This is a genomic window from Pseudomonas citronellolis (genome assembly GCF_029335315.1).
Classification (GTDB): domain Bacteria; phylum Pseudomonadota; class Gammaproteobacteria; order Pseudomonadales; family Pseudomonadaceae; genus Pseudomonas; species Pseudomonas citronellolis_A.
On sequence record NZ_JARJLT010000237.1, the window covers coordinates 1 to 4,410 of the forward strand.

4 protein-coding genes are annotated in these 4,410 nt (G+C 67.1%); all 4 read right to left on the minus strand.

Translation table 11 applies throughout. The features are described from left to right. Nucleotides 1-117: 117 nt before the first annotated feature. The 4 genes from ntrC to P3W75_RS18260 all read right to left on the minus strand — a co-directional run bounded on the left by ntrC (nt 118) and on the right by P3W75_RS18260 (nt 3,965). Entirely contained in the window at nt 118-1,548 is a 1,431-nt protein-coding gene (gene ntrC, locus P3W75_RS18245) for a two-component system response regulator NtrC (protein ID WP_276228722.1), read from the minus strand. A gap of 3 nt (nt 1,549-1,551) precedes the next feature. Next, nucleotides 1,552-2,628 (minus strand): nitrogen regulation protein NR(II), encoded by a 1,077-nt coding sequence (gene glnL / locus P3W75_RS18250; RefSeq protein ID WP_276228723.1) that lies wholly within the window; start codon nt 2,626-2,628, stop codon nt 1,552-1,554. A gap of 231 nt (nt 2,629-2,859) precedes the next feature. Further along, the gene (locus tag P3W75_RS18255; protein ID WP_276228724.1) at nt 2,860-3,411 is read right to left on the minus strand and encodes a DUF4124 domain-containing protein; all 552 of its coding nucleotides are present in this window, start codon (nt 3,409-3,411) and stop codon (nt 2,860-2,862) included. Beyond that, the gene (locus P3W75_RS18260) at nt 3,411-3,965 is read right to left on the minus strand and encodes a DUF4124 domain-containing protein (protein WP_276228725.1); all 555 of its coding nucleotides are present in this window, start codon (nt 3,963-3,965) and stop codon (nt 3,411-3,413) included. The genes P3W75_RS18255 and P3W75_RS18260 overlap by 1 nt, the downstream gene beginning before the upstream one ends. Between the last annotated feature and the right edge of the window lie 445 nt (nt 3,966-4,410).

The window sequence follows — 4,410 nt, forward strand, 5'->3', positions numbered from 1 at the left end:
GCCATCTGCCAGGCCGATCCGGCGGCACCTTTGCCAGAGACGACGGTGGATAACCCTGCCCCCCGCATGAAGACGAAAAAGGGGCCCGAAGGCCCCTTTGCGAAAGGCGCAGGCGCTTCAGTCGTCGCCTTCGTCGTCCGGGCCGTCGACCTTCATGCCCAGTTCCTTGATCTTGCGTGTCAGGGTGTTGCGGCCCCAGCCCAGCAGCACGGCGGCGTCGCGGCGGCGGCCGGCGGTGTGCTTGAGGGCGGTCTCGATCATGATCCGTTCGAAGGCCGGCACGGCGCTGTCCAGCAGGCTCGACTGGCCACGGCCCAGGGCCTGGTCCGCCCAGTGGCGCAGGGCCTGTTCCCAGTTGGCCGCCGGCAGGCTGTCCTGCGGCTGGGTGAGCAGTTCCGGGGGCAGGTCGTCGACGTGCACCTCGCGGCCGGAAGCCATCACGGTGATCCAGCGGCAGGTGTTCTCCAGCTGGCGCACGTTGCCCGGCCAGCCGAGGTTCTTCAGGTATTCCTCGGTTTCCGGCTTGAGCAGCTTGGGCTCCACCGCCAGTTCCTGGGCGGCGCGGGCGAGGAAGTGCCGGGCCAACGCCGGGATGTCCTCGCGGCGGTCGGCCAGGCGCGGGATGTGAATGCGGATGACGTTCAGGCGGTGGAACAGGTCCTCGCGGAACTTGCCCTCGCGCACCAGGTTTTCCAGGTTCTGGTGGGTGGCGGCGATGATCCGCACGTCGACCTTCACCGGGGTGTGGCCGCCGACGCGGTAGAACTCGCCGTCGGCCAGCACGCGCAGCAGGCGGGTCTGGGTGTCCGCCGGCATGTCGCCGATCTCGTCGAGGAACAGGGTGCCGCCGTCGGCCTGCTCGAAGCGCCCGCGGCGCTGCGCGGCGGCGCCGGTGAAGGCGCCTTTCTCATGGCCGAACAGCTCGGACTCCATCAGGTCCTTGGGGATCGCCGCCATGTTCAGCGCGATGAACGGCTCGGCCGCGCGCGGGCTGTGGCGGTGCAGGGCGTGGGCGACCAGTTCCTTGCCGGTGCCGGACTCGCCGTTGATCAGCACGGTGATGTTGGAGTGGCTGAGGCGGCCGATGGCGCGGAACACCTCCTGCATCGCCGGCGCCTCGCCGATGATCTCCGGGGTGCGCGCCTGGTTGATCGGCGCCTCCAGGCCTTGCTGTTCCTGGGCGTGCTGGTTGGCGCGCTTGACCAGGGACACGGCCTCGTCGACGTCGAACGGCTTGGGCAGGTACTCGAAGGCGCCGCCCTGGTACGAGGCCACCGCGCTGTCCAGGTCGGAATGCGCGGTCATGATGATCACCGGCAGGCGCGGGTGCAGCTCGCGGATCTGCGCCAGCAGGTCGAGGCCGCTGGAACCGGGCATGCGGATGTCGGAGATGATCACGTCCGGTTGCTGCCGGCCGAGGCGGTGGAGGACGCTGTCGGCGTTCTCGAAGCTGACGGTGGTCATGCCTTCGGTTTGCAGGGCTTTTTCCAGCACCCAGCGGATGGAGCGGTCGTCGTCGACGATCCAGACGGTCTCTGAACGGCTCATGGGTCAATGCACTCCTTGTTCCAGGGGCAGGAACAGACTGAACACGGTATGGCCTGGGTGGCTCTCGCATTCGACCAGCCCCTGGTGCTGGCTAATGATGTTCTGGGTGATGGCCAGGCCCAGCCCGGTACCGTCCGGGCGGCCGCTGACCATGGGATAGAAGATGGTTTCCTGCAGCTCGGCCGGGATGCCCGGGCCGTTGTCGATGATCTCGACCTTGCACACCAGGCGATGGCGCGTGTGGCCGATGGTGAACTGGCGCAGGGTGCGGGTGCGCAGGGTGATGCGGCCCAGGCGCAGTTCGTTGTTCGAGGCGACCGCCTGCATGGCGTTGCGCACGATGTTCAGCACCGCCTGGATCATCTGCTCGCGGTCGAGCATCAGGTCGGGGATGCTCGGGTCGTAGTCGCGGATCAGCGGGATGCTGCCCTGGGTCTCGGCGCCCACCAGGCTGCAGACGTGCTCCAGCACTTCGTGGATGTTGGTCACGGTCAGCTGCGGCAGCTTGTTCGAGCCGAGCATGCGGTCCACCAGGTTCCGCAGGCGGTCGGCTTCTTCGATGATGACGTTGGTGTAGTCCTTGAGCGACTCTTCCGGCAGCTCGCGGGCCAGCAGCTGGGCGGCGCCGCGAATGCCGCCCAGGGGGTTCTTGATCTCGTGGGCCAGGCCGCGCACCAGCAGCTTGGTGGTTTCCTGCTTGGACAGCTGCGCCTCTTCCTTGGTGATGCGCATCAGCCGGTCGCGCGGGTGCACTTCCAGCAGCAGCAAGGTCTCGCGGCGGTTGAGGATCGGCGTCACCGCGTAGTCGACGGTGATGCTCTGGCCGGTGATGGAGGTCAGGGTCGCCTCGCGCTTGGTGAACGGGTGCGCCTCTTCCACCGCCTGGCGCAGCGACAGCAGCGCCTCCTGGGACTCGGTGAACAGCTCGCTGATGAACTGCCCGTGGCTACGTTGGCCGCTGACCGCCAGGAGCATCTCGGCGGCCGGGTTCATGTACTCCAGGCGCAGTTCGGCGTTGAGCAGGATCACCGCCGTGGTGAGGTTGTCTAGCAACAGTCTGAGCTGGGTTTCTGTAGGCATGGCGGGCAGACGTTCCAAGGTTGGGCAGGAAAATGCAAAAACCAAACCAAGCCCCGAGAAGGCGCGCCAGGCCGCAATCTGCGCAGACTTGTGGCGATCGCCGCAGGATTACGGACCCTCGGAGTGATCCGAAATGGGGAGAGTATAGAAATTGGTGCAGGCATTCGCACCAAAGTGGTGCGAACTCTTCGTGCAGGGCTGCTTAAGGGGGCGTAGGAAGTTTCGCCGTGATCACGGATGGGCGGCGAGCGCCGGCTGCTCGGCCGGATCGGCCTCGGCGAAGGACACCCGCCGCATGTGGAACGGCTGGTTCGGCGTCTGCTCCAGGGTCTGGCCGCGCTGGTCGACGATCTCCACCGACAGCTGGTGGGTGCCGCGATCCAGGTTCTGCAGCGGGAACACCGGGCTGCGGCTGGGCGCGCCGGCCGGTACGCCGTCGACGAACAGCCGGTAGTTGTGCCCGGGCAGCAGGTTGGGATCGCTGGAGACGGTGACGATCAGATCGCCATTGTTGGCCCGGACGATAGCGTCGGGTTCCGGCACCAGGATGCGCAGCACCTGGTATTGCGGCGGTTGCGGCGGCTCGACCGGCGCCGCCGGGGCGTACAGCGGCGGGGTGGTCGGCATGCCGTTGGCCGGCGCCAGGTTCAGGCGCTGGGCGTTGCTGCGCCTGGGCTGGTCGGTGTAGACGCGGTTGCCGTCCTTGTCGATGTAGGTATAGACCTCGGCGCTGGCGTGGACGCAGAACAGCGCGAGCAGGCCGAACAGCAGGCGGGCGCGCATCAGTTGCCGGTCCTCGGTTGCGGTTTCGGGGGTGGCGGCTTGCGCGTCGGCGCGTTGGTGCTGGTGCGCTGCAGGGTGAAGTTCACGGCGGCGCTGGATTGCAGCACGCGGCTGCCCTGCAGCACGTCGACCGCCAGGCTGTGGTCGCCACGGTCGACCACCTGCAGGGTGAAGCGGGTGGAGGTGCTGGGCGCGCCGTAGGGCTGGCCGTCCAGGCGCAGCTGCAGGCTGTGGCCGGGGATCAGTTGCGGCTGGATGATCACGTCGACGTCGAAGGTGCCGTTGTTGGCGCGCAGCGCTTCTTCGTCGGGCACGCCGCTGATGGCGAGGATCGCGTAGGGCGCCTGCTTGCCGGCGTCGTTGCTGGCGACGCCCGGCACCGGCGGCTGGGCGCCGACGGTGTTGGTCGGCGGCAGGTCCACCGGTTGCGCGCCGGCGCCGGCCGGTGGCTGGTTGGTGAACACCGTCTTGCCGTTGGCGTCGGTGTACTTGTAGATCTGCGCGCTGGCGGTGCCGGCCAGGGCGAGCAGCAGCAAGAGGATGGGCACGCGCATGCGCGGTCTCCGCGAAGTGAATGCGCTAAGCCTTGCATCGGCGCCGACGGGTGGCAAGTGAAACGCGGCGGCCCTGGCGGGAATGCGCGCAAGTTAACAGTGCGTCGCGAGGCGTTGTTGCTGGTTTTGTAGGATTACTCTGATATTTTCGCGTTTCGCATAGTGATTTCTGCCTTTTCTGACAAAAGTCAACGGAGTTTCCGCGGTTCTGGCTTGAGATAGGCACACCCCGGTGGTGTTGGTGCCCGTTCGGCGCACCCGTCCTACGCCACCCCTATCCCACTGTCCTCCCGCAGCCTTCGCCAAGGCGAGCGCGGCGGGGTATTTCTCCAAGGGAGGTGCCGGGCATGAGTATGCTGCTGCCCCTGATCATCGTGATGGCGTTGGTGCTGTTGCCACGCTTCCTGCCTGTGCCGCTGACCAGCGCGCTCAGGTTGCCGTATTC